Genomic DNA, 24402 nt, shown 5'->3' on the forward strand with positions numbered 1-24402 from the left:
GGAGGCTGCCATGGCTGAGTCCGTGCCCACCAAGCGCCTGGTCACCCGCCTGCTGATCCTGGTGGTGGCGATGTTCGCCTTCGGCTTTGCGCTGGTGCCGATCTACGACGTGATGTGCAAGGCGTTCGGCATCAACGGCAAGACAGCCGGGCAGTACGAGGGCGAGCAGATCGTCGACCCTACGCGTCAGGTGCGGGTGCAGTTTTTGTCCACCAACGCCATCGACATGGTCTGGGATTTTTACGCCAAGGCTGACGAAGTGGTGGTCAATCCGGGCGCGGTGACCGAGATGCTGTTCGTGGCCCACAACCCCACCGACAAGCCGATGACGGCCCAGGCCGTGCCCAGTATTTCCCCGGCCGAAGCGGCGATGTACTTCCACAAGACCGAGTGCTTTTGCTTCACCCAGCAAGTGCTGCAACCGGGCCAGCGCATCGAGATGCCGGTGCGTTTCATTGTCGACCGCGACATGCCCAAGGATGTGAAGCATCTGACCCTGGCGTACACGCTGTTTGATATCACTGCGCGCCAACCGCCGGTGGCTGCCCACAGCGGCGGCTAGCTACTGTTTGCCCCCTCAATCAGGAGAGCGAATACATGTCGTCTCATGATACGTACTACGTACCAGCGCAAAGCAAATGGCCAATAATTGCCACGTTTGGCCTGTTGATCACGGTGTACGGACTGGGTCTGTGGTTCAACGACCTTAAAGCCGCGCGGGCGGAATCCCACGGCCCGTGGATCTTTTTCGTCGGCGGGCTGTTGCTGGCCTACATGCTGTTCGGCTGGTTCGGCGCGGTGATCAAGGAAAGCCGCGCCGGTTTGTACAGTTCGCAGATGGACCGCTCGTTCCGCTTGGGCATGACCTGGTTCATCTTTTCCGAGGTGATGTTCTTTATCGCCTTCTTCGGTGCGCTGTTTTACGTGCGCCACATGTCGGCGCCCTGGCTGGCGGGTGAAGGTTCAAAGGGCGTAGCGCACATGTTATGGCCGAACTTCGAGTTTGCCTGGCCGTTGCTGAATAACCCCGACCCGAAAATGTACCCGGCACCGGAAGGCACTATCAGCCCGTGGGGCCTGCCGCTGGTGAACACCATTCTGCTGGTGAGTTCCAGCGTGACCATCACCATCGCCCACCACGCGCTGCGTAAAGGCCATCGTGGTGCGCTGAAACTCTGGCTGGCGATTACCGTGCTGCTGGGCCTGGCGTTCCTGGGGTTCCAGGCCGAGGAATACATCCACGCCTATAAAGAGCTGGGCCTGACTTTGGGCTCAGGGGTATATGGCGCGACGTTCTTCATGCTCACCGGGTTCCACGGCGCTCACGTCACCATCGGCACGATCATTCTGTTTGTGATGCTGATGCGCATCCTCAAGGGGCATTTCAATGCCGAGCACCAGTTCGGTTTCGAGGCGGCCAGTTGGTATTGGCACTTTGTGGATGTGGTGTGGATCGGCCTGTTTTTCTTCGTCTATGTGCTGTGAGGCGCTTTACCACGGCGCATGAGACACCAGCTGGCCGCTGAAAAAGCCCCAGGCGATCAGCGCCACGGTGATCACGGCCAATACGACACGCACGGTCAAGGCAGTGACGAGGCGATTGGAGTTGCCCTCGTCCTTGACCAGGAAGACCAAGCCACTGAACAGGCTCACAACGGTCGCGATCAGCATCAGGGCAATAGCGGCTTTGAGCATGGTCGGGCTCCAACGGGATGGGCGGGCAATGAAAACAAGTATAGCCAGCGCCATAAAATGCTTTCGGCCGGGAATCGCACCGACATTGGTGGTGTTGGTGCTGCTGCCGTTGATGGTGGGTCTGGGGTTCTGGCAGTTGTCTCGCGGCCATGAAAAACAGCTGCTCGTGGACAGCTACGCCGAGCGGCGCACGGCTGACCCGATCAGCAGCATGCACCTCAACGACACGGCTGACCCGGCTTTCCGCCGCGTTCGTCTGCGCGGCCAATTCGACGCCGAACACAGCGTATTCCTCGATAACCGCATGCGCGACGGCAAGGCCGGCGTAGAGCTGCTGCAACCCTTCCACGACCAGGCCAGTGGATTGTGGCTGTTGCTCAATCGCGGTTGGCTGCCCTGGCCGGATCGGCGCACGCCACCCGCCTTCACCACGCCGGATCAGCCGTTGAATCTCGACGCCTGGGTGTACGTCGCCCCCGGCGAAACCTTCCAGTTGCATCCGGATCCCGCGACCGCGCAATGGCCACGCTTGCTGACGGCTTTGCACCCAGCAGCGCTTTGGGCTGAGTTGGGTCGCAACGGTTTCGCCTATGAGTTGCGGGCCGAAGCCGGCCCCGGCACCTACGAAACCACCTGGCCGATCGTCGCGATGGGCCCGGAAAAACATATGGCGTATGCCGTGCAATGGTTCGCCATGTCGCTGGCGTTGCTGGCGCTTTATCTCTACCTCGGATGGCATAACAAAAAGGAGAAGCCCCATGGGAGCGGCCACGAATCCACTCAACATGTCTGAAACCCCGGACCGGCGCAAAGGCCGTTGGCAGTTGATCCTGATCCTGATGATGGTGATCGGGCCCATGGCGCTGGCCACCTTTATGTACAAGCTGCAGTTCTGGGTGCCGGAAAGCCGCAGCTACCACGGCGAGATGATCGGCAACGGCCAGACCCGCGCCGACATTGGCGTACAGGCCGATGAGCAGCGCTGGCAACTGCTGGTGACCGCACCCACTGCCTGTGCAGCGGATTGCCAGCAATTGGTGTACCTCGCACGCCAACTGCAAATCAGCCTGGGTCGTGATGCCTCCCGCGCCAGCCATGCCTTGGCCAGCGCGCAGCCGGTGAGCGCGGAGTACGAGGCCAAGCTGAAAATTGAATACCCGCAGCTGCAACGCTACCCGCTGGACTTGTCGACCTTCAGCAAAGACGCCGCCGCGCCGGGTGATGCGCAACTGTGGATCGTCGATCCCCACGGCAACCTGGTGTTGCGCTACGACGCCAAGGTCAAGGGCAAGGATTTGCTCAACGACCTGCGCCACCTGCTGAAACTGTCGAACATCGGATAAGGGCATCGTCATGGCCAAACCTGGATTTCGCCTCGCGCTGTTTGCCACCTTGCTGGCGCTGATCGTCGTGCTGCTCGGCGCCTATACGCGGCTGACCCACGCCGGCCTGGGTTGCCCGGATTGGCCGGGCTGCTACGGCTTCATCAGCGTGCCCAAGACCGAAGCCCAGTTGGCTCATGCCGAGCTGCATTTCCCCGATACGCCGGTGGAGGCCGACAAGGGCTGGGCCGAGATGACCCATCGTTATTTCGCCGGCACCCTGGGCTTGTTGATCGTGTTGCTGGCCGCGCGTTCGTGGAGCCATCGGCGCGATCCGGGCCAGCCGGTCAAGCTGCCGCTGTTCCTGCTGGCGGTGGTCTTCGCCCAGGCGGCGTTTGGCATGTGGACGGTGACATTGAAGTTATGGCCGCAGGTGGTGACGGGGCATCTATTGGGCGGCTTTGCGACCTTGAGCCTGCTGTTTCTGCTGACCTTGCGCTTGTCCGGCGTATTGCCCGCGTTGATCGTGCCCAAGCGCCTGCAATATTGGGCGACGGCGGGCCTGGTGCTGGTGATCGGCCAGATCGCGCTGGGGGGCTGGGTCAGTTCCAACTACGCGGCGGTGGCCTGTATCGATCTGCCGACATGCCATGGCGAATGGTGGCCGGCGGCAGATTTCGCCAATGGCTTTCATCTGACCCAGCACATCGGGCCCAATTACTTGGGCGGGCAACTGGACAGCGAGGCGCGCACGGCCATCCACCTGACCCACCGCATTGGCGCCGTCATCGTCAGCCTGGTGCTGCTGGGCCTGGCCTGGCAACTGCGTGCAGTGGGCATGACGCGCTTGGCCGGCTTGCTGCTGATCGCCCTAGCGGCGCAAATCTGTCTGGGCCTGAGCAATGTGTATTTCCACTTGCCGCTGCCGGTGGCGGTCGGGCACAACGCTGGCGGCGCGGCCTTGTTGCTGACGCTGGTGCTCGTCAACTATCACGCCCGTACCAGTCTGGTCCGGGTACGCAACCAGTTGCCGTTCGGCTGGCGTTTTATCCCACGCAAACACGTATCGGGCCTCATCACCCTTAAAGGAGAGATGCCATGGCGACCTTGATCGGCGCGCGTCACAGCCAGGCGATCTGGCGTGACTACCTGGAGCTGACCAAGCCGAAAGTGGTGGTGTTGATGCTCATCACCTCCTTGGTAGGGATGTTCCTGGCAACCCGTGCGGGCGTGCCATGGACGGTGCTGGTGTTCGGCAACCTGGGGATAGCCCTGTGTGCGGGCGGCGCGGCGGCGGTGAATCACGTGGTGGACCGACGGATCGATGCCGTAATGGCTCGCACCCACAAGCGGCCGTTGGCAGAGGGGCGTGTATCGCCGCTGGCGGCGCTGGCCTTTGCATTGTTTCTGGCTGTTGCGGGATTGGCGCTGCTGTTGGCGTTCACCAACCCGCTGGCGGCCTGGCTGACCTTGGCTTCGCTGCTCGGCTACGCCGTGATCTATACCGGTTTTCTCAAGCGGGCGACGCCGCAGAATATCGTCATTGGCGGCCTGGCCGGCGCGGCGCCGCCGCTGTTGGGATGGGTGGCCGTCACCGGGCATGTCAGCGCAGAGCCCTTGTTGCTGGTGCTGATCATCTTCGCCTGGACCCCGCCGCACTTCTGGGCCCTGGCCATTCACCGCAAGGAGGAATACGCCAAGGCCGACATTCCGATGCTGCCGGTGACTCACGGCGAGCATTACACCAAGGTGCATATCCTGCTCTACACCTTCGCCCTGCTGGCGGTGAGCCTGATGCCCTATGTGATCCACATGAGCGGCCTGCTCTACCTGGTGTGTGCACTGGTATTGGGCGGGCGCTTTCTGCAATGGGCCTGGGTGTTGTACCGTGGCGGTCGGCCGCACGCGGCGATCAACACCTTCAAGTACTCTATCTGGTACTTGCTGCTGCTGTTTATCGCGCTGCTCCTCGACCACTACCTACTGTTGAACCTATGACTCGAACTCAAAAAACTGTCTTCATCCTGGTGGCCCTGGTGGCATTGATCATGGGCCTGACCGTCAACAAAGTGCTCTCGGGCAAAGGCCAGGGCGATCCCACCGCCTTGATCGACGCCGGTATCATCCTGTTGCCGCAAAGCCGTCAGTTGCCGCCGGTGACCATGACCAATCAGGAAGGCCAGCCGGTGGTGGTCAACGAATTGAAAGGCAAGTGGAGCCTGTTGTTCTTCGGCTACACCTTCTGCCCGGACATCTGCCCGACCACCCTCGCCCAGCTGCGCCAGATCAAGAGCGAATTGCCCAAGGAGGTTGTGGATAAGTTGCAGGTGATCTTGGTCAGCGTCGATCCGCATCGCGACACGCCGACACAGCTCAAGCAGTACCTGGGTTACTTCGATCCGCAGTTTGTCGGGTTGACCGGTGCCAATGTCGAGGAGGTGCAGAAGGTGTCGAATGCGGTGAGCATTCCGTTCATTCCGGCCGATACCAGCAAACCCAACTACACCGTTGACCACAGTGGCAACCTGGCGCTGATCGGGCCGGATGGGACTCAGAGAGGGTTCATCCGTGCGCCGTTGAACAACCAGAAGCTGGTGGCGCAGTTGCCTGCATTGTTACAGCGCCCATAAACAAAACCCCCATTCGACCGGGTCGGATGGGGGTTTTGTTGTTTCAGCGGTGGATCAGAACGCCGGCTTGATCGCGCCTTTGTACTTCTCTTCGATGAACTTCTTCACTTCAGGCGTGTGCAGGGCTGCAACCAGCTTCTTCACGGCGTCCGAGTCTTTGTTGTCTTCGCGGGTCACCAGGATGTTCACGTAAGGCGAGTCGCTGCCTTCGATGACCAGCGCATCCTTGGACGGGTCCAGCTTGGCTTCCAGCGCGTAGTTGGTGTTGATCAGCGCCAGGTCGACCTGGGTCAGCACGCGCGGCAGGGTGGCGGCTTCCAGTTCGCGGAATTTCAGGCTTTTAGGGTTGGCGGTGATGTCCTTGATGGTCGACAGGATGTTGGTCGGGTCCTTCAGGGTGATCAGGCCGTTCTTGGCCAGCAGCAACAGGGCGCGGCCGCCGTTGGTGGCATCGTTCGGGATGACCACGTTGGCGCCGCTTGGCAGCTCGTCCAGCTTCTTGTACTTGCTGGAGTAGGCGCCCAGAGGTTCCAGGTGCACAGCGCCAACGCTCACCAGGTGAGTGCCCTTGGCCTTGTTGAACTCATCCAGGTACGGCTGGTGCTGGAAGAAGTTGGCGTCCAAGCGCTTTTCAGCGACTTGTACGTTCGGCTGCACGTAGTCGGTGAAGACTTTGACCTGCAGGTCTACGCCTTCTTTGGCGAGGGCAGGTTTCACGAATTCCAGGATTTCCGCATGAGGCACCGGCGAAGCAGCGACCGTGATGGTCTCGGCGTGGGCGGAAAACGCGGCAACGGCGGCGAAAGCAACCAGTAGTTTTTTCATCCAACAAGCTCCTTGTTCGGGCATGTACCGGCGCGCGGCCGGCAATGGCCGTTATTTTCGAGAAAAGTGCACCACCAGCTTGTCGCCGACGGTTTGCAGAATTTGCACCAGGATCAGCAGCATCACCACGGTGACCACCATCACATCGGTCTGGAAACGCTGGTAACCGAAACGGATCGCCAGGTCACCCAGGCCACCGGCACCGACCACACCGGCCATCGCCGTGTAGGACACCAGTGTAATCGCCGTCACCGTAATCGCCGCGAAAATGCCAGGACGGGCTTCGGGCAGCAAGGCGTTGGTAATGATCTGGCGTGTGCTGGCGCCCATGGATTGGGTGGCCTCGATGATGCCGCGGTCCACTTCACGCAGGGCGGTTTCCACCAGGCGCGCGAAGAACGGCGTTGCCCCCACGACCAGCGGCGGAATTGCACCCGCTACGCCCAGCGAAGTGCCGGTGATCAGGACGGTGAACGGGATCATCACGATCAACAGGATGATGAACGGCAGCGAACGCAGGATGTTCACGATCAGCGACAGCAGCGCGTACAGGCCTTTCTGTTCGAACAGTTGGCGCGGGCTGGTCAGGAACAACAGCACGCCCAGCGGCAGGCCGAGCACCACGGTGAAGAACAGCGAGCCGAACAGCATGGTCATGGTGTCGCCGGTGGCGAGCCAGATTTCCGACCAGTCAATATTGGCGAAGAAACTCAACAGGACGTCCATTAGCGCAGGATCTCCATGTGGACGTCAGCGGCGGTGAAGCGCGCAAACGCGGCTTCCATGTCGCCACCGGTGACGGCGAGGGTCAATTGCCCGTAAGGGATGTCTTTAATGCGGTCGATACGACCGGCGAGGATGCTGTAGTCCACACCCGTTTCGCGGGCGACGGTGCCCAGCAATGGCGCGTAGGTCGCTTCGCCCTGGAATGTCAGGCGCACGATGCGGCCTGGCACATGGGCAAAGTCGTCGCGTTGCTCGTTTTCGTCGACCTGCTCGGACTCTTGCACGAAGCGCTTGGTGGTCGGGTGCTTGGGATGCAGGAACACATCGGCCACCGAGCCTTGCTCGACGATCACGCCCGCGTCCATTACGGCCACCTGGTCGCAGACGCGGCGGATCACGTCCATTTCATGGGTGATCAACACGATGGTCAGCTTCAACTCGCGGTTGATCTCGGCCAGCAGTTGCAGCACCGAGGCGGTGGTCTGCGGGTCAAGGGCGCTGGTGGCTTCGTCGCACAGCAGGATCTTGGGCTTGGTCGCCAGGGCGCGGGCGATGCCGACGCGTTGCTTCTGACCACCGGACAACTGTGCCGGGTATTTCTTGGCGTGGTCCGACAGGCCCACGCGCGCCAGCAATTCCGCGACGCGCAAGTCGATGTCCTTGCGCGACAATTCGCCGGCCAGGGTCAGTGGCAATGCCACGTTGTCGGCGACGGTCTTGGACGCCAGCAGGTTGAAGTGCTGGAAGATCATCCCGACCTGCTGGCGGAAACGGCGTAGGCCGTTGGCGTCCAGGGCGGTGACTTCTTCGCCGTCCACCGTGATCTGGCCGCCACTCGGTTCTTCGAGGCGGTTGATCAAGCGCAGCAGTGTACTTTTGCCCGCGCCGGAATGACCGATCAGACCAAACACCTGGCCGTTCTCGACGGTCAGGCTGGTGGGGTGCAGCGCGGGAATATCCCTACCGGCGACGCGGTAGGTTTTATGGACATTTTGAAACTCGATCACGTAGCGAACCTTGTGGGGCGCATGGAAAAGGGATCAGCGGTTAGCCGGGCGCGCATTTTAGCCTGTCCGTATAGCGTTTCTTAGCATTTATTTCGCATTCATCCAGCGATTTGGCAATAACGCGATCAAAGGTCATAAAAAAGGAACGGCCCAAAACCCCATCAGTCACTACTTAAGCAATGCGATTCCCGGGTGCCGTGCCTGGGTCTGAATAAGGAGTTTTGACTGATGAGTACGAAAAAGCCAAAGAGCGAACTCGCCGGAACCGACACCCTGGACCGTAAGAACACCAATGCCAAGCTGGAGGCCTTGGAAGAATTCCGCTCTGACGCGACTGGCCAGGCCCTGCGTACCAACCAGGGTGTAAAGATTTCCGACAACCAGAACAGCTTGAAGGTCGGCGCGCGCGGGCCTTCGCTGCTCGAAGATTTCATCATGCGTGAAAAGATCACGCATTTTGACCATGAACGCATCCCGGAGCGCATCGTGCATGCGCGCGGCACCGGTGCCCATGGTTACTTCCAGACCTATGAGAACCATTCGGCGCTGACCAAGGCCGGTTTCTTGCGTGATCCTGGGCAAAAAACCCCGGTGTTCCTGCGCTTTTCCACTGTGCAAGGCCCGCGTGGCTCCGGTGATACGGTACGCGACGTACGCGGTTTTGCCGTGAAGTTTTTCACCGACGAGGGCAACTTCGACCTGGTCGGCAACAACATGCCGGTGTTTTTCATTCAGGATGCGATCAAGTTTCCCGACTTTGTCCACGCGGTAAAACCCGAGCCCCACAACGAGATTCCTACCGGCGGTTCGGCCCACGATACCTTCTGGGACTTCGTGTCGCTGCAGCCGGAATCGGCGCATATGGTGATTTGGGCAATGTCCGACCGGGCGATTCCTAAAAGCCTACGGGCCATGCAGGGCTTTGGCGTCCATACCTTTCGCTTCATCAACGCTGAAGGGAAGTCCAGTTTCGTTAAATTCCACTGGCGCCCTACCGCCGGCACCTGCTCGCTGGTGTGGGACGAAGCGCAAAAGCTCGCCGGTAAAGATACCGACTACCATCGCCGCGATCTCTGGGAAGCGATTGAGATGGGCGATTACCCCGAGTGGGAATTGGGCGTGCAGGTGATTCCCGAGGATAAGGAGCATGCGTTCGACTTCGACATCCTCGATCCGACCAAGCTGATCCCCGAAGAACTGGTGCCGATCACCCCGCTGGGCAAGATGGTGCTGAACCGCAACCCGGATAACTTCTTCGCCGAGGTCGAGCAGGTCGCGTTCTGTCCGGGCCATATTGTGCCGGGGATCGACTTCTCCAATGACCCGTTGCTGCAGGGCCGCCTGTTTTCTTACACCGATACGCAAATCAGTCGACTGGGTGGGCCGAACTTTCATGAGTTGCCGATCAACCGCCCGGTGGCGCCGTTCCATAACGGCCAGCGCGATGCCATGCACCGCACCACCATCGACAAAGGGCGTGCGGCGTACGAACCCAACTCCATCGATGGCGGCTGGCCCAAGGAAACCCCGCCTGCGGCGCAGGACGGTGGCTTCGAGTCGCACCATGAGCGCATCGACGCCCATAAGGTGCGTGAGCGTAGCGAGTCGTTCGGCGATCACTTCTCCCAGGCGCGGCTGTTTTTCCACAGCATGAGCAAGCATGAACAGGAACACATTATTGCGGCCTACAGCTTTGAGTTGGGCAAGGTGGAGCGTGAGTTCATTCGCGCGCGCCAGGTGAATGAGATCCTGGCGAATATCGACCTTGAACTGGCCAAGCGTGTGGCGCAAAACCTGGGCTTGCCGGTGCCGAAGAAAGGCACGGTGCCGGAGCGCAAGACGTCGCTGTCGCGCTCACCGGCCTTGAGCCAGGCGAACCTGTTGTCGGGCGACATCAAGACGCGCAAGGTGGCGATTCTCGCGGCTAACGGTGTGGATGGCGCGGCGATCGAGGCATTGAAGAAAGTGCTGAAGGCCGAAGGCGCCCACGCCAAATTGCTCGGGCCGACCTCGGCACCGGTCACCACGGCGGACGGCAAGAGTTTGCCGGTGGATGCGTCCATGGAGGGCTTGCCGTCCGTGGCGTTCGACGCGGTGTTTGTACCCGGCGGCGCCAAGTCGGTAAAGGCGTTGAGCGAGGACGGCGTGGCGCTGCACTACCTGCTGGAGGCGTACAAGCATCTGAAGGCGATTGCGGTGGTGGGCGAGGCCAAGCAGTTGCTGGACCTGTTGAAGCTGGAGGTAGATGCGGGGTTGATCGTCGGTGGGGATGCCAAGGCGTTGAAGGCGTTTGTGGCGGCGATTGCCCAGCATCGGGTCTGGGATCGGGAGCCTAAGGCTAAGGCGATTCCGGCTTAAGCGTTAAAAGGATCGCTCCCACTGGGTGGGAGCGATCATCTTTTCTTACTCCGCCTTGCGCGGAATCAGCACCACCTGCGCCGGGATCTTCTTCAAGATCTGCCGGTGAATCTTCAGGTCATACCCCGAATCAATTCGCTTCACCCGTTTGGTCAGCAATGTGGCCAACCACGGGTAATCCTGGGTGCGCGGCGCCTGGATGGTCACATCGCACTGGTAATTCACCACGTCGGTGGCGATCGCATCCAGCTGATGACGCAGTTCTTCAATATCGGTGAGGTTCAGCGCCACCGTGGTACTGGGCGCCGCCGGGTCGATGACCTTGGCGGCGGGCTTGGCTTCGGCGGCTTTCAGGGCGGCTTCGGCTTTATCCAACTCGGCCTTGCGGGCGTGGGTGATGGCGCTGTTGACGCCGCCGGTCAGTGCGGGCGCCTTGGGCATCAGGGCGCGGGCGCGGCTCAGGGCGGTGGCAGCGGCGTTGACGTCACCCTTTTGCAACACGATCTGGCTGCGCTGCAGGTAGGCTTCTGCCAATTGGCGCTGATAGTTTTCTAGCGCCGGGTCGTTGGGCGACTGGGCTTGCAGTGCCGCCAACTGGTCTTCGGCGGTGGCCAACTCGCTGCTGGCCAGGTTTTGTTCCAGCTGCGCGATGGCCGCAGCGCGTGCGTCCGGGGCCTCGGGGGCGGCGGGCGGTGTGCTTTGACAGGCGCCCAGCAGCAAGGAAAATGCGGCAAGGAGCAGATAACGGGAGGTGAACGGCTTCATTCCTGCGACTCTCTATTTGCGCAAAAAGCGAGCAAGTCTACACCCCTCGACGGGGCAGGACAAAACTCAGCAGAAACAGGGCGGCGGCCGTGACCACAATCGATGGCCCCGCCGGCGTGTCCTTGAACCAGGACAGCGCCAGGCCCCCGCACACCGCAAGCATCCCCAGCAGGCTGGCGCCGATCGCCATCTGCTCCGGCGAACGGGCATGGCGCTGGGCGGCGGCTGCGGGAATGATCAGCAGCGACGTGATCAACAATACGCCGACAATCTTCATCGCGACAGCAATCACCACGGCGATCAACAACATCAGGGCCATGCGCAGGCTCGGCACGGGCAAACCTTCCACCGTGGCCAGCTCTTCATGCACGGTGATTGCCAGCAACGGGCGCCACAAGGCCACCAGCAAGACCAGCACGGCTGCGCTGCCGCCGAGAATCCAGGCCAGGTCGGTGGTGCTGATTGCCAGCAGGTCGCCAAAGAGGTAGGCCATCAGGTCGATGCGCACTTCATGCATGAAGCTCAGCACCACCAGGCCCAGGGACAGCGTGCTGGGCGCCAGGATGCCCAGCAAGGTGTCGGAGGCCAGTGGCTGGCGTTGTTGCAGGGTCACCAGCAGCACCGCCAGTAACAGACAGCCCACGGTCACGGCGATAGTCGGGCTGACATCCAGCAAGAAGCCCATGGCCACGCCCAAGAGCGCGGCATGCGACAACGTATCGCCAAAATAGGCCATGCGCCGCCAGACCACGAACGAACCCAGTGGGCCCGCCACCAACGCCAAAGCCAAGCCTGCCAGCAGGGCGTAGAGCAGAAAATCAGCCATGCTTGCAGCTATCTCCATGAACGTGGGTATGAGGTGTGGCGGGATCGTCGACCACGGCGCCATGCAGGTCATGGGCGTGGTCGTGATGGTGGTGGTAGATCGCCAGGCTTTGGGCGTTCTTGCCGAACAGCTCGACGAAGGCCGGGTCGCCGCTGACTTGTTCCGGGTGGCCGGAGCAGCACACGTGACGGTTGAGGCACACCACCTGGTCGGTGGTACTCATCACCAGGTGCAAATCATGGGACACCATCAGCACGCCGCAGCCATGGCGGTCGCGCAGGCGGGTGATCAGGCTGTACAGCTCGGCCCTGGCCGGCGACGTCGACGCCTTGCACGGGCTCATCCAGCACCAACAGTTCCGGCTCGCGCAACAAGGCACGGGCTAGCAGCACGCGCTGCATTTCGCCGCCGGAGATGCTTTGTACCGGGCTGTCGATCACCTGCTCGGCGCCGACCTCCTTGAGCGCCGCTTGCGCACGGGCACGGTCCACGCCCGGCACCAGGCGCAGGAAGCGCAACACGGACAGTGGCAGGGTCGGATCCACGTGCAGCTTCTGCGGCATGTAGCCGACACGCAGCTTGGGCTTGCGCCATACACTGCCGGTGTCGGGCTTGAGCAGGCCGAGTACGGCGCGCACCAGGGTGGTCTTGCCGGCGCCGTTGGGGCCGATCAGGGTGACAATCTGCCCAGGCTCCACGCTTAGCGCGATGTTATCCAGCACGGCTTGCCCGGCGAACGTGACCCCGACCTGTTCCAGGCGGATTAACGCGTTGCTCATCAAGCCCCCTGGCAGCCCGCGCACAGGCCGACCACTTCGACCGTTTGCCCTTCGACCCGGAAACCAACGTCGGCAGAGCTCTTGATGATGGCGTCGCTGATGCTTTTTTGTTCAAGCTCGATGGCGGCGTGGCACTCGCGGCAGATCAGGAACTGGCCCTGGTGCGCATGTTCCGGGTGGCTGCAGCCGACAAAGGCGTTCAGCGAGGCGATGCGATGCACCAGGCCGTTTTCCAGCAGGAAATCCAGCGCGCGATACACGGTCGGCGGCGCAGCGCGGCGGCCATCCTGCTCGCTGAGCACGCCGAGGATGTCGTAGGCGCCCAGCGGCTTGTGGCTCTGCCACACCAACTCCAGCACGCGACGACGTAGGGCGGTCAGGCGCAGACCCTTCTGTGTGCACAGGGTATCGGCCTCCGACAGCGCGGTATGCACGCAGTGAGAGTGGTCGTGGGGACGGCTGGCAAGCGGTGTTTTAGGCATGAGCGGCGACAGACATTTGATAGAGACGTTATTATGTTACCCGTTCCTACGCCATTGAGTGGTCATCGTGTCCCGACTTTTTCCCGTTTTTGTCGTATTTGTCACCAGTTTGTTCGTCGCGAGCGCCGCTCAGGCCGAGGTCAAGGTGCTGACCAGCATCAAACCGCTGCAGTTGATCGCCGCGGCCGTGCAGGACGGTGTTGCCGTTCCCGAGGTGTTATTGCCGCCGGGTGCGTCGCCGCATAACTATGCGCTGCGTCCATCCGACGTACGGCGCGTGCAGTCGGTGGACCTGCTGTACTGGATCGGCCCGGATATGGAAAGTTTCCTGCCGCGCGTGCTGAAAGGTCGTACGACTGCGACAGTGGCAGTGCAGGACCTGCCAGGCATGAAGTTGCGTCGTTTTGCCGAAGATAGCCACTCGCACGCCGATGAAGCCGACGAACACGACCACGATCACCGCCCAGGCAGCCTGGATGCGCATCTGTGGCTGTCGACGGTGAACGCTCGGGTGATTGCGGCGCGCATGGCGGCTGACCTGGCTGCCGCCGACCCGGCCAATGCTGCGCGTTACCAGAGCAACGTGAAGGCCTTCAATGACCGCCTTGATGCCCTGGATGCTCGCCTGAAAGCCCGCCTGGCGCCGATTGATGGCAAACCTTACTTTGTGTTCCACGAAGCCTTCGATTACTTCGAAGACGCTTACGGCCTCAAGCACACCGGCGTGTTCAGCGTGGCTGCTGAGGTACAACCCGGCGCCCAGCATGTGGCGGCGATGCGTACGCGTTTGCAGGAAGTGGGCAAGACCTGCGTGTTCAGCGAGCCGCCGCTGCGTCCGCGTTTGGCTGAAACGCTGGTCTCCGGCTTGCCGGTGAAGCTGGCGGAGTTGGATGCGCTGGGTGGTTACACCCCGGCTACCGCTCAGGGTTATGAGCAGGTGTTGGAGAAGTTGGGCAATGATTTGGCGGGTTGCCTGGAGTCCTTGTAGAAGCCGGCAAGCCGGCTCCTGCAAAGGTTAGAGTGCGAAGGGCAGGTGCACGGTAACCTGCTGACGCTGCACCAACCGATGCTCGAACTCCGCCGGGTCATGGATCAACACGTCCTGCCCGGCGAACGATTCAGCCGCGATCAGGCGTGACAACCAGAACCGCACACAGGCCACGCGCAGCATCGTCGGCCATAACTCGGCTTCCTTGGCGGTAAACGGTCGCAGACCTGCATAGGCCCCCAGCAATGCCCGTGCGCGTTGCCCATCGATCACGCCATCCGCGTCCGAACACCAGTCATTCAGGGCGATTGCCACGTCGTACAGCATCGGACCTGAGCAGGCGTTGTAGAAGTCGATCAGCCCTGTAAGGTGCGTCCCTTCGAACATCGCGTTGTCGCGGAACAGGTCGGCGTGCACGTTGGCGCGTGGCAGCGCGAGGATCTCAGCCTTGTGGGCTGCGATCTCGGTCAGTGCATCCTGCAGCAGGCCTTGTTGTGCGTCGTTCAAGTGCGAAATCAACTGCCCGCCTTCGCTGAGCATCCAGTCCAGGCCGCGATCGGTCTTGCGCTCCAACACCTTTTCACCTTGGGTTGCCAGGTGCAGATGGCCCAGCAGATCACCGACCTGCGCGCAGTGCTGCGCGTTGGCATCCTTGATGTGCTTGCCGGCCAGGCGCGGTTGCAGCAGTGCGGGTTTGCCTTTCAGCTCGCGCAGAGCCACGCCGTCGGTGGTGCGCAGGGCGTAGGGCACGGGCAGGTCGGCGTCGTGGAGCACGTCGAGCAGTTCGATGAAGAACGGCATTTCCGCGACCGGGCCACGTTCGACCAGGGTCAGGACGAACTCGCCCTGCTCCAGGCTGATAAAGAAATTGGTGTTTTCACTACCGGCGGCAATCCCCTGGAAGTCGATCAGGCGGCCGAGGCCGTAAGGGGCGAGAAAGGTTTCCAGCTCGGGCCGAGCCAGGGGGGTGAACACAGACATGGTTAAAACTGCCAGTACGGGCGCCGCAATGCGCGGCGCCAATTTAAGTTAAGAAATCATTTCCATTCGAAAATCTTCCATGACGGGATCAGCATATCCGGCTGGTCAGAGCGGATGAAGTTCGCATCGGTTCCGTCGGCGCGCACCAGGAAGTACGGAGGCGCGCCCTTCGGCGTTACCTTGATCGCATACAGGAAGCCGTTTTGGCGGTACTCCTGGATGGTCTTGTCGCCTTCCGTGCGAATGGTCACTTCCGGATCGCCCCCAGGGGCGCTGTCTGCCGCCATGGCAGCCATCGGAGCGAGTGCAATCAAGCCGGTCAACAGCAGGCGATTGAATGTACGCATGATAACCTTGTCCCTTTGTCGTCATTGGTCCGGCTATTCTAGCGCCTGACCCGCCGAAAAGGTTGATTCTGCTCATGAGCCAAGCACCCCTCGTCCTGGTGGACGGTTCTTCTTATCTGTACCGCGCCTTCCACGCGCTGCCACCGCTGACCACCTCCAAAGGCCTGCCCACCGGTGCGGTCAAGGGCGTGTTGAACATGCTCAAAAGCCTGCGCAAGCAGTACCCGAACAGCCCGTTCGCGGTGGTGTTCGACGCCAAGGGTGGGACCTTTCGCGATGACATGTACGCCGAATACAAGGCCAACCGCCCGAGCATGCCCGATGACATGCGCCTGCAGATCGAGCCCCTGCACCAGAGCGTGATCGCCCTGGGTTTCCCGTTGCTCTGCGTCGAAGGCGTCGAGGCCGATGACGTCATCGGCACCCTGGCCCGCAGCAGCGCGGCAGCCAACCGCCCGGTGGTGATCTCGACCGGTGACAAGGACATGGCGCAGCTGGTCGACGGGCACATTACCTTGGTCAACACCATGACCGGTAGTTCGATGGATATCGACGGCGTAAAGGAGAAATTCGGCGTCGCACCGGAGCAGATTATCGACTACCTGGCGCTGATGGGCGATTCGTCCGACAACATTCCAGGCGTTCCGGGCATTGGTCCCAAGACTGCTTCCGGCTTGCTCGTCGGCGTGAACGGCGGCATCAAAGAGCTCTATGAGCAGCTGGATATCGTGCCGACCCTGCCTATCCGTGGCGCCAAAACCCTGCCGGCCAAGTTGGAAGAGCATCGCGAGAGTGCATTTCTTTCCTACCAGTTGGCGACGATCAAGTGCGATGTGCCATTGGATGTCGGCCTGGATGACCTGCACCTGATCGAGCCGGATCGCGAGAAGCTGCTGGAGTTGTACACCCTGCTGGAGTTCAAGAGCTGGTTTGATGAAATACAGCGTGACGCCAAGCGTGTGGAGCTCAAGGCGGCGCCTGCTGTTGAGGAAGTCGTTGAGGCAGTGGCGCCAGCAGAGGCGAGCTACACCACGATTCTCGACCAGGCGACCTTCGACATCTGGTTGAAGAAGCTCAATGACGCGAAGTTGATCGCCTTCGACACCGAAACCACCGGTATTGACGCCCAACAGGCGCAGTTGGTCGGCGTTTCCTTCGCCGTCCAGCCCCATGAAGCAGCCTACATCCCGCTGACCCACTCCTACATCGGCGCGCCGGAGCAGTTGGATCGCGACACCGTGCTGCTGGCCCTCAAGCCGCTGCTGGAAGACCCGAGCAAGCTCAAGGTCGGCCAGCATGCCAAGTTCGACATGAACATCCTGGCCAACTGTGCCATTGGTGGCGATCCGGCGAATGGTATTACCGTGCGCGGCATCGCCTTCGACACCATGCTTGAATCCTATGTGCTCAATTCCACGGCCACCCGCCACGACATGGACAGCCTGGCCAAGAAGTACCTGGACTACGACACCGTCGCCTTCCAGGACATCGCCGGCAAAGGCGCCAAGCAGCTGACATTCGACCAGATCGCGCTGGAGCAGGCTGGCCCGTATGCGGCGGAAGACGCCGATATCACCTTGCGCCTGCACCAGGCGCTGTTTGCACAACTGTCCGCCATCCCGAGCCTGGCGAGCGTGCTCACGGAGATCGAAATCCCGTTGGTGCCGGTCTTGGCGCGTATCGAACGCCAGGGCGCGCTGGTCGACAAGGATCTGCTGGGCATCCAGAGCATCGAGCTGGGCAACAAGATGGTCGAACTGGAGCGCCAGGCGTTCGAGATCGCCGGCGAGGAGTTCAACCTGGGCTCGCCCAAGCAGCTCGGCGCAATCCTTTACGAGAAACTCGGCCTGCCGGTACTGAAGAAAACCGGCAAGGGCCAGGCCTCCACAGCCGAAGAAGTGCTGGCCAAGCTGGCCGAAGATGACTATCCGCTGCCCAAGGTGCTGATGCAGTACCGCAGCATGAGCAAGCTGAAAAGCACCTACACCGATCGCCTGCCGGAGCAGATCAACCCGCGCACCGGGCGCATCCACACCTCCTATCACCAGGCGGTGGCGGCCACCGGGCGCTTGTCGTCCAGTGATCCGAACCTGCAGAACATCCCGGTGCGTACCGCCGAAGGGCGGCGCATTCGCCAGGCGTTCGTCGCGCCCAAGGGCTACAAAATGTTGGCGGCGGACTACTCGCAGATCGAACTGCGGATCATGGCGCACCTGTCCAAGGACGAAGGCCTGATGAACGCCTTCCGCGACAACCTGGATGTGCACACCGCTACGGCGGCAGAAGTGTTCAAGGTCGAGCTGGGCGAGGTCACCTCGGATCAGCGTCGCAGCGCCAAGGCGATCAACTTCGGCCTGATCTATGGCATGGGCGCGCAGAAGCTCGGTAAGGACATTGGCGTCGATACCAAGACGGCCAAGGCGTATATCGATGTGTATTTCGCCCGTTATCCCGGCGTGCGCGAATACATGGAGCGCACCCGTGCCCAGGCGGCTGATCAAGGTTATGTCGAGACGTTCTTCGGTCGTCGCCTGTACTTGCCGGACATCAACTCCAACAAGCCCCAGGAGCGCGCAGCGGCAGAACGTACCGCGATCAACGCGCCGATGCAGGGTACGGCGGCGGATATCATCAAGAAGGCCATGGTGCGGGTGGACAACTGGCTGACTGAGTCAGGCCTGGATGCCAAGGTGATCCTGCAGGTGCACGATGAACTGGTGCTGGAGGTGCGTGAGGACCTGGTGGCGCAAGTCAGCGAGAAGATTCGCGAACACATGAGCGCTGCCGCACAGCTGGATGTACCGTTGCTGGTGGAAGTGGGCGTGGGCAACAACTGGGACGAAGCGCACTGAGTCCGGGACTCTGCCATCACCTTGTGTGGTGGCAGAGTGCTTTAGTGCGGAAATCGCCGTCGGTTATTTCAAATAGTTTTTCGAACCTGCCGGAACTTAACCCGTGAACTGCTACTCAGAGTTACTGAATGGGTGGTGAAGCCCTTCAATGCTCCTATGTTGTGTTAAGTGTTGGCAGATATCTGGACCCCGCCCTAGCGGTCCGGAACTTGAACCCCGAACTTCCCCTCCCCATACGAAGTCCGGGGTTTTTTTTGCCTGCAGAAAAGTTACTCGGCCAGTTCCGCGCCCTTGTCGGCCAATTCCATCCAGCCTGCCAGCACGGTGTAGGCCTCTTCCAGGCCCATGCGTTTTGGTGCCGAGAACAGCTGGATGGTGATCGCGTCACCCCAACCTTTACGGATTTCGGATTGCACTTTGAGCAGGGTGTTTTTGGCCGCGCCGTAGGTCAGCTTGTCGGCCTTGGTCAGCAGGATGTGCATCGGCATGCCGCTGGCGACCGCCCAGTCGAGCATCAACAGGTCGAAGTCAGTCATCGGATGGCGGATGTCCATCATCAGAATCAAACCCTTCAAACTCTCGCGGCCACCCAGGTAAGCCTCCAGGTGACGCTGCCAGTGCAGCTTCAACGGGATAGGGACTTTTGCGTATCCGTAGCCCGGCAGGTCGACCAGACGCCGATCATCGTCTAGCTTGAAGAAATTGAGGAGTTGCGTGCGGCCCGGGGTTTTCGAGGTGCGTGCCAGGCTGGCGTGGGTCAGGGTGTTCAGTGCGCTGGACTTGCCAGCGTTGGAGCGACCGGCAAAGGCGACTTCAAAGCCCTCGTCATCGGGGCATTGGTCAACTTTGGCGGCGCTGAGCATGAACGTGGACTGTTGGCACAGACCGAGGATGGGATTCTTGAGTTGCATGAGATTTCCGATGTGGGCGGTGCCGAAAAAGGGTGCGGCAAGCGGTGTCGTTTCCGTTTCAGTAGCGCCAGTATATAATGCCGCAGATTTTGTGTGTGCTTTGTCCCAGCGAAGGATGAGGTTCACGGGAGCGATAGACCTTTATTGCGCATTAGAACGCAAAACGCTCTCAAACCCTGAAATGGTCGACGTATGACCAAGTGGTTGCTCGCTATCGGTGTCCTGGTCCCGCTTTACGGCGCTCAGGCTACACAGGATCCGGAAGCGGTGTACAACCGAGTTTGCGTGGCTTGCCATGCCGGCCAGTTGCCCAACGCCCCCAGACGGGGTGACCAGGCAGCCTGGGCGCCAAGACTGGCGCAGGGCATGGACACGCTGGTGCAACACGTGACCCAGGGTTTCAAGGCAATGCCGCCGCGTGGTTTGTGCATGGACTGCAGTACTGAGGATTACCAGGCCGTCATTCAGTTGATGGTGAGTAAACCCGGTAGATAACTCTTAAACCCCTTAGCCGTAGTTGGATTAGCTGATGAACAAACTGATCGTGAGTCTGCTGTTGACCTTGGGCATCACCGGTGTTGCCCATGCTGCAGGCGACGCTACAGCGGGCCAGGCGAAAGCCGCCGTATGTGGTGCTTGCCATGGACCGGATGGTAACAGCCCGGCGCCGAACTTCCCCAAACTGGCCGGCCAGGGCGAGCGTTACCTGACCAAGCAGATGCAGGATATCAAGTCCGGCAAGCGCACGGTCCTGGAAATGACCGGCTTGTTGACCAACCTCAGCGATCAGGACCTGGCAGACATCGCGGCGTATTTTGCCAGCCAGAAGGGCAGTGTGGGAGCTGCCGATCCGAAACTGGTGGCCCGTGGCGAGAAACTGTTCCGCGGCGGCGACCTGGAAAAAGGCCTGCCTGCCTGCACCGGTTGCCACTCGCCCAATGGCGCGGGCATCGCCGCCGCCGGCTTCCCGCACCTGAGCGGCCAGCACGCTACCTATATCGCCAAGCAGTTGACCGATTTCCGCAAGGAAGAGGCCGGGCGAGCCAACGATGGCGACGCGGCAATCATGCGTACCATCGCCCGCAAGCTGAGTGATGAAGACATTGCGGCGGTGTCCAGCTACATCCAGGGCCTGCACTGAGGTGCACGCAACGTTAACACTCGATTAATCCCGCGATGCAAGCATAAAAAGGGTGGCCCAGGCCGCCCTTTTTTGTGGCCGGTGCCGTTACACTAACGAACTCATGCCCGCGTAGACCTGTCACAACAAAGGTCGCGTGAGGCGACTTTATTTGTCCAGGAGTAAAGCATGCGTAATCTGATCCTCAGCGCCGCTCTCGTCACTGCCAGCCTCTTCGGCATGACCGCACAAGCTGCCGACGTGCCGCTTGAAGCCGGTAAAACCTACGTTGAATTGGCCAACCCGGTTCCGGTTTCGGAACCAGGCAAGATCGAAGTGGTGGAGCTGTTCTGGTACGGCTGCCCGCATTGCTACGCCTTTGAGCCGACCATCAACCCGTGGGTTGAGAAACTGCCCAAGGACGTCAACTTCAAACGCATCCCTGCCATGTTCGGCGGCCCATGGGATGCCCACGGCCAGTTGTTCCTGACCCTGGAAGCCATGGGTGTGGAACACAAGGTCCACAACGCGGTATTTGACGCAATCCAGAAGCAAGGCAAGCGCCTGACCAAGCCAGACGAAATGGCTGACTTCGTGGCCACCCAAGGTGTCGATAAGGACAAGTTCCTGGCCACCTTCAACTCCTTCGCCATCCAGGGCCAGATCAAACAGGCCAAAGAGCTGGCGCAGAAGTACGGCGTGCAAGGTGTTCCTACCATGATCGTCAACGGCAAATACCGTTTCGACCTGGGCACCTCCGGTGGTCCTGAGCAGACCCTCAATGTTGCCGACCAGCTGATCGCCAAAGAGCGCGCAGCCAAGTAAGGGGCCCGTCATGCGCCGCTGGGGTACCGAACGTGGGGTTGGCCTGCATGACCCGCAGGTCAACGAACATCACCTGGAATCCACGGGCCTGCCGGCAGACAGCCGCCTGCGCCTGCTGAGCTTCAATATCCAGGTGGGTATCAGTACCGAGAAATACCGGCATTACCTCACCCGTGGCTGGCAGCACCTGCTGCCCCACAACGGGCGGGCCGGCAACCTGCAAAAGATCGGCAACCTGCTGAACGACTTCGACCTGGTTGCCCTGCAGGAAGCCGACGGCGGCAGCATGCGCTCCGGTTACATCAACCAGGTGGAACACCTGGCCCAGCTCGGTGCCTTCCCTTACTGGTACCAGCAACTCAATCGCAACCTCGGGCGCCTGGCGCAGCACAGCAATGGCGTGCTCAGCCGCTTGAAGCCCTCCGCCATCGAAGACCACCCGCTGCCAGGCCCCAAGGGCCGGGGCGCGATCCTTGTGCGGTTTGGCGAAGGCCCGGAAGCCTTGGTGGTGGTGATGATGCATCTGGCGCTGGGTGCCCGCACCCGCACGATGCAGTTGGCCTACATCCGAGAGCTGATTGGCAATTACAAACATCAGGTGCTGATGGGGGACATGAACACCCATGCCAGCGACCTGCTGCAAAATTCTCCGTTGCGCGACCTCGGGCTACTGGCGCCGCAAGCCGAAGCCACGTTCCCCAGCTGGCGTCCGCAACGCTGTCTTGACCATATCCTGCTCAGTCCGACTCTCACACTCGAAAGTGTGCAGGTGCTGGCGCAGCCCATCTCCGATCACCTGCCGGTCGCGGTAGAGATTCGTCTGCCGGGTTCGCTCACGGCTGATGCATTGCCCGCGTTGAGTTCCGGCCCTCGCGGACCCCTTGCATGAGCGACGACGCCCAGCGCTGGAAAGAAAAATACCTTAAAAGCATCGAGCAACAAGAAAAGCTCGAACGCCGTTGGGCCGCCCGTCTCGACCTGCTGCGCCGTGGGCTGGTGCGCAGCACCCTGGCCGCTGAAGGCACTGACCGCGCCGTCGACCAATGCATGAAGGAAATGCGTGACGTTGTTCGCACCGACGATATGGACGCCGCCCTCGCCGCCTTGCTGCCGCGCCTGGAAAAGGCGGTGCTGGATTCGGAGCAGCGCCGTGAAACCCGAGTCGATCAGATCAGCACCGCGCTGACGTCCCTGGTCACGCAACTGCAAAAGCTGCCGCTACCGCGTGAAGTGGCCCGTCCGCTGAAGACGTTCGCCAAGCAGCTAGACGGCCGAGTCAGCCAGGCGCGCGAGATTCCCTTGCTGCTCAGCGAATTGAGTGGCCTGCAAGGCCAGGCGCTGAACAACCTGGAGCCGGACGGCGAAACCCCGCGTCCGGGGCCAGGGCTTTTGCAGCGCCTGTTTGGTGCCAAGGACGTCGCGAACGAGGCGGTGGAGAACGAGGCGCCGCCCCGCCCGGCTCCGCAGCCTGCGCCGGCTAAGCCGGTCGCTACCGAGCCACAGCCGCCCGAGCAATCCGAGGAGCTGACGCAAGCGTTGCGCGCCTTTGCGCCGCAGCCTCAAGAAACGCTCGCCCCTGTCATTGAGCCCGTAGCGCCCGCCAGGTTGGCCGAGCCCTCCAGCGAAACCTTCGTCTACGAAGCCCCGCCTCAAGCCGCACTCCTTGAAACGCCCTTGGCGCGTGTCGAGCCCGAGCCTCAAGTCGAAGAGCCTGCGCCGGAAAGCGCGCTCGCCGCCTTCATCGAAACACCTGAGGTTCAGGTCGAAGCGCCGGAAGAGACCGTCATCGGCAGTCTGTCGCTTCCTCCGGTGCTGGAGGTCGAAGAGCCAGATCCCGACGAGCTGCAAGCGGATGGCACCTATGCCTTGCCCGACTCCCCGGAGCCGTCCTACAGCTCTGTGGCCAAGCACATCGAAGACACCCTGCTCGGCCTCTTGGAAGAACTCTCGCTGCCCGAGCGCCACCGGCCCCAGGCCGAAGCCATGCGCGAGCGCCTGGCCCATGGCCTGAACTGGTACGAACTGCTGCCGATCCTGGATGACCTGGCGGTGTTGATGCTGGCTATCACCGACAGCGGCCAGCATGAGTTCGAGGCATATCTCAAGCAGCTCAACGAGCGGCTTGAAGCCTTTCAGGGGCACTTGCAGGTCGCCAGCGATGGACACGCCGACAGCCGTTCTGCCGCCCGCGAGCTGGACACGCAGATCCGCGAACAGGTCGATGGCCTGCAAAGCAGCGTGCAGGAAGCTGCCGACCTGGACAGCCTCAAGCACGTGCTGGAAAGCCACCTTGAAGGCCTGCTTGGCACCATGGACGAGCACCAGCAGCAGCGTGATCTGCGCGAGCAGGAAACGGCAGCGCGTCTGAAAGGCTTGGCCGAGCGTGTCGCCAATATGGAACAGGAAGCCCAGGGCTACCGGGAGCACCTGGAGGTGCAGCGCCAGAAAGCCTTGATCGATCCGCTCACCGGGCTGCCCAACCGCGCAGCCTGGAGTGAACGCCTGGATCAGGAGGTCAACACCTGGCACCAGTGTGGCAACAACTTGTCGCTGGCGATGTTGGACCTGGATCATTTCAAACGTATCAACGATGGCTACGGCCACCTAGCGGGCGACAAGGTACTGAAGATCATCGCCAACGTGCTGCGCAAGCGTCTGCGCTCGACCGACTTTATCGCGCGCTTTGGTGGCGAAGAGTTTGTGTTGTTGATGCCGAACTCATCCCTGGCGGATGCGCTGGCGGCGGGCGAAGTGTTGCGCGCCGCGATCGAAGCGTGTCCGTTTCACTTCAAGGGCGAGCCGGTGACCATCACCGTTTCAATGGGTGTGGCGCAGTTCCAGCCGGGAGAGCGCAGTGACTTGGCGCTCAAACGTGCCGATGAAGCGCTGTACCGAGCCAAGGCGGCGGGACGGAACCAGGTGCAGGCCGCCTAAAAGATGTTCCATTTTGTAATTTGACGGTT

The 24402-nt window shown here is 61.2% G+C and carries 25 protein-coding genes and 1 pseudogene; 15 read left to right on the top strand and 11 right to left on the bottom strand.

What is annotated here, in order from left to right; all coding sequences use genetic code 11:
- Window positions 1-10: 10 nt before the first annotated feature.
- Both AYR47_RS07375 and AYR47_RS07380 read left to right on the top strand, forming a co-directional pair.
- Entirely contained in the window at window positions 11-562 is a 552-nt protein-coding gene (locus AYR47_RS07375; RefSeq protein ID WP_033899210.1) for a cytochrome c oxidase assembly protein, read from the top strand.
- Window positions 563-597: 35 nt separating this feature from the next.
- Window positions 598-1485, top strand: coding sequence for a cytochrome c oxidase subunit 3 (locus AYR47_RS07380; RefSeq protein WP_061434742.1), 888 nt, complete (start codon window positions 598-600; stop codon window positions 1483-1485).
- A 6-nt stretch (window positions 1486-1491) separates the two neighbouring features.
- On the opposite strand, the gene AYR47_RS07385 is transcribed toward AYR47_RS07380, so the two are convergent.
- Entirely contained in the window at window positions 1492-1695 is a 204-nt protein-coding gene (locus AYR47_RS07385) for a twin transmembrane helix small protein (protein ID WP_033899213.1), read from the bottom strand.
- Window positions 1696-1723: 28 nt separating this feature from the next.
- Here AYR47_RS07385 and AYR47_RS07390 point away from each other — a divergent pair, with 28 nt between their 5' ends.
- Genes AYR47_RS07390 through AYR47_RS07410 form a run of 5 tightly spaced genes read left to right on the top strand, consistent with a single transcriptional unit; the run spans window position 1724 to window position 5647 of the window.
- The gene (locus AYR47_RS07390; RefSeq protein ID WP_061434743.1) at window positions 1724-2488 is read left to right on the top strand and encodes an SURF1 family protein; all 765 of its coding nucleotides are present in this window, start codon (window positions 1724-1726) and stop codon (window positions 2486-2488) included.
- Complete coding sequence (locus AYR47_RS07395) at window positions 2454-3038, top strand: hypothetical protein (protein WP_061434745.1); 585 nt, start codon at window positions 2454-2456, stop codon at window positions 3036-3038. Before AYR47_RS07390 ends, AYR47_RS07395 begins: the two co-directional genes overlap by 35 nt.
- A 10-nt stretch (window positions 3039-3048) precedes the next feature.
- On the top strand, window positions 3049-4128 hold the full coding sequence (locus AYR47_RS07400) for a COX15/CtaA family protein (RefSeq protein WP_033899218.1): 1080 nt from the start codon (window positions 3049-3051) through the stop codon (window positions 4126-4128).
- On the top strand, window positions 4116-5015 hold the full coding sequence (gene cyoE / locus AYR47_RS07405; RefSeq protein ID WP_033899221.1) for a heme o synthase: 900 nt from the start codon (window positions 4116-4118) through the stop codon (window positions 5013-5015). The genes AYR47_RS07400 and cyoE overlap by 13 nt, the downstream gene beginning before the upstream one ends.
- Window positions 5012-5647: an SCO family protein gene (locus AYR47_RS07410; RefSeq protein ID WP_033899222.1), complete on the top strand. Its 636-nt coding sequence runs from the start codon at window positions 5012-5014 to the stop codon at window positions 5645-5647. The genes cyoE and AYR47_RS07410 overlap by 4 nt, the downstream gene beginning before the upstream one ends.
- Window positions 5648-5701: 54 nt before the next feature.
- On the opposite strand, the gene AYR47_RS07415 is transcribed toward AYR47_RS07410, so the two are convergent.
- The 3 genes from AYR47_RS07415 to AYR47_RS07425 are packed head-to-tail and all read right to left on the bottom strand — an operon-like array spanning window position 5702 to window position 8205.
- Window positions 5702-6472: a MetQ/NlpA family ABC transporter substrate-binding protein gene (locus AYR47_RS07415; protein ID WP_033899227.1), complete on the bottom strand. Its 771-nt coding sequence runs from the start codon at window positions 6470-6472 to the stop codon at window positions 5702-5704.
- A gap of 51 nt (window positions 6473-6523) precedes the next feature.
- Complete coding sequence (locus AYR47_RS07420) at window positions 6524-7198, bottom strand: methionine ABC transporter permease (protein WP_010207814.1); 675 nt, start codon at window positions 7196-7198, stop codon at window positions 6524-6526.
- Window positions 7198-8205, bottom strand: coding sequence for a methionine ABC transporter ATP-binding protein (locus AYR47_RS07425; RefSeq protein ID WP_016978781.1), 1008 nt, complete (start codon window positions 8203-8205; stop codon window positions 7198-7200). Before AYR47_RS07425 ends, AYR47_RS07420 begins: the two co-directional genes overlap by 1 nt.
- A gap of 228 nt (window positions 8206-8433) precedes the next feature.
- Between AYR47_RS07425 and katE the strand changes: the two genes are divergently transcribed.
- Complete coding sequence (gene katE, locus AYR47_RS07430) at window positions 8434-10563, top strand: catalase HPII (RefSeq protein ID WP_061434747.1); 2130 nt, start codon at window positions 8434-8436, stop codon at window positions 10561-10563.
- A 45-nt stretch (window positions 10564-10608) separates the two neighbouring features.
- Here the strand turns inward: katE and AYR47_RS07435 are convergent, their stop codons facing one another.
- The 4 genes and pseudogenes from AYR47_RS07435 to AYR47_RS07450 all read right to left on the bottom strand — a co-directional run bounded on the left by AYR47_RS07435 (window position 10609) and on the right by AYR47_RS07450 (window position 13415).
- On the bottom strand, window positions 10609-11328 hold the full coding sequence (locus tag AYR47_RS07435) for a PA5502 family lipoprotein (protein WP_033899234.1): 720 nt from the start codon (window positions 11326-11328) through the stop codon (window positions 10609-10611).
- A gap of 37 nt (window positions 11329-11365) precedes the next feature.
- On the bottom strand, window positions 11366-12154 hold the full coding sequence (znuB, locus tag AYR47_RS07440; RefSeq protein WP_010207821.1) for a zinc ABC transporter permease subunit ZnuB: 789 nt from the start codon (window positions 12152-12154) through the stop codon (window positions 11366-11368).
- Window positions 12147-12933: pseudogene (gene znuC / locus AYR47_RS07445) on the bottom strand (zinc ABC transporter ATP-binding protein ZnuC). Before znuC ends, znuB begins: the two are co-directional and overlap by 8 nt.
- Window positions 12933-13415: a Fur family transcriptional regulator gene (locus AYR47_RS07450; RefSeq protein ID WP_028618648.1), complete on the bottom strand. Its 483-nt coding sequence runs from the start codon at window positions 13413-13415 to the stop codon at window positions 12933-12935. Before AYR47_RS07450 ends, znuC begins: the two are co-directional and overlap by 1 nt.
- Before the next feature lie 58 nt (window positions 13416-13473).
- Here AYR47_RS07450 and znuA point away from each other — a divergent pair, with 58 nt between their 5' ends.
- Window positions 13474-14403, top strand: coding sequence for a zinc ABC transporter substrate-binding protein ZnuA (gene znuA / locus AYR47_RS07455; protein ID WP_061434749.1), 930 nt, complete (start codon window positions 13474-13476; stop codon window positions 14401-14403).
- A gap of 27 nt (window positions 14404-14430) precedes the next feature.
- Here znuA and AYR47_RS07460 read toward each other — a convergent pair whose 3' ends face one another.
- Both AYR47_RS07460 and AYR47_RS07465 read right to left on the bottom strand, forming a co-directional pair.
- Window positions 14431-15384, bottom strand: coding sequence for a homoserine kinase (locus AYR47_RS07460; protein WP_033899242.1), 954 nt, complete (start codon window positions 15382-15384; stop codon window positions 14431-14433).
- 56 nt (window positions 15385-15440) lie between these two features.
- Entirely contained in the window at window positions 15441-15731 is a 291-nt protein-coding gene (locus AYR47_RS07465) for a DUF2782 domain-containing protein (RefSeq protein WP_016978788.1), read from the bottom strand.
- A gap of 74 nt (window positions 15732-15805) precedes the next feature.
- Here AYR47_RS07465 and polA point away from each other — a divergent pair, with 74 nt between their 5' ends.
- A complete protein-coding gene (polA, locus tag AYR47_RS07470; protein WP_061434750.1) occupies window positions 15806-18583 on the top strand; it encodes a DNA polymerase I in 2778 nt (925 codons plus the stop codon).
- A 269-nt stretch (window positions 18584-18852) separates the two neighbouring features.
- Here polA and yihA read toward each other — a convergent pair whose 3' ends face one another.
- Window positions 18853-19494, bottom strand: a complete 642-nt coding sequence (gene yihA / locus AYR47_RS07475) for a ribosome biogenesis GTP-binding protein YihA/YsxC (protein ID WP_010207832.1) — start codon at window positions 19492-19494, stop codon at window positions 18853-18855.
- A gap of 192 nt (window positions 19495-19686) precedes the next feature.
- On the opposite strand from yihA, the gene AYR47_RS07480 reads away from it, so the two are divergent.
- From AYR47_RS07480 to AYR47_RS07500, 5 genes are all read left to right on the top strand, one after another.
- Window positions 19687-19989, top strand: coding sequence for a c-type cytochrome (locus AYR47_RS07480; RefSeq protein WP_033899251.1), 303 nt, complete (start codon window positions 19687-19689; stop codon window positions 19987-19989).
- A gap of 34 nt (window positions 19990-20023) precedes the next feature.
- Window positions 20024-20635, top strand: a complete 612-nt coding sequence (locus AYR47_RS07485) for a c-type cytochrome (RefSeq protein ID WP_016978792.1) — start codon at window positions 20024-20026, stop codon at window positions 20633-20635.
- Between the two features lie 168 nt (window positions 20636-20803).
- Window positions 20804-21439: a thiol:disulfide interchange protein DsbA gene (gene dsbA, locus AYR47_RS07490; protein WP_033899253.1), complete on the top strand. Its 636-nt coding sequence runs from the start codon at window positions 20804-20806 to the stop codon at window positions 21437-21439.
- A 10-nt stretch (window positions 21440-21449) separates the two neighbouring features.
- A complete protein-coding gene (locus AYR47_RS07495) occupies window positions 21450-22328 on the top strand; it encodes an endonuclease/exonuclease/phosphatase family protein (RefSeq protein WP_033899255.1) in 879 nt (292 codons plus the stop codon).
- Window positions 22325-24373: a GGDEF domain-containing protein gene (locus tag AYR47_RS07500; RefSeq protein ID WP_061434752.1), complete on the top strand. Its 2049-nt coding sequence runs from the start codon at window positions 22325-22327 to the stop codon at window positions 24371-24373. The genes AYR47_RS07495 and AYR47_RS07500 overlap by 4 nt, the downstream gene beginning before the upstream one ends.
- Window positions 24374-24402: the final 29 nt, after the last annotated feature.

The organism is Pseudomonas azotoformans (assembly GCF_001579805.1).
GTDB lineage: Bacteria > Pseudomonadota > Gammaproteobacteria > Pseudomonadales > Pseudomonadaceae > Aquipseudomonas > Aquipseudomonas azotoformans_A.